At 43.1% G+C, this 397-nt stretch carries 1 protein-coding gene; it reads left to right on the top strand.

Annotated features, from left to right (window positions below; genetic code table 11):
• Positions 1-264, top strand: a 264-nt coding sequence (locus CWC28_RS21220) for a hypothetical protein (RefSeq protein WP_138625741.1), incomplete at its 5' end; no start/stop codon positions are given.
• Positions 265-397 lie beyond the last annotated feature (133 nt).

The following is a 397-nucleotide window of genomic DNA, read 5'->3' on the forward strand; positions in this document are numbered from 1 at the left end:
CAAGCTGAAGAGCCAGTGCAAGCTGAAAAGCCTGTTGCCGCTGTAGAACCTGCTAAAAATGAAAAAACAGTTTTAGTAAAAGGTTCAGCAAGCGCTGCGATGGCAAAACCAGCACCGGTTGCAGACAGTGAGCCAGAGCCAACACCAGCGGCTATGGCGCATGACAAGCGTACAGCTATTCCAGATAGCGGCCTTCGTGCAGGTTCAATTAAACCTGCTGGCAGAGCCCGTGCTGATATGGCAAAAACCTTAGCGGCTGATTAATTTAGTCGCTTAATAAAAAAGCCGCGTTTATAATGGGCTGATACTTTATTAGGGATCTACATATGTAGATCCCTTTTTATTTATGTACATAAAATCATAGGGTTAACATTAAAACTTACGCAAAAAAAACATT

The organism is Pseudoalteromonas sp. S4492, assembly GCF_005886115.1.
Classification (GTDB): Bacteria; Pseudomonadota; Gammaproteobacteria; order Enterobacterales; family Alteromonadaceae; genus Pseudoalteromonas; species Pseudoalteromonas gelatinilytica.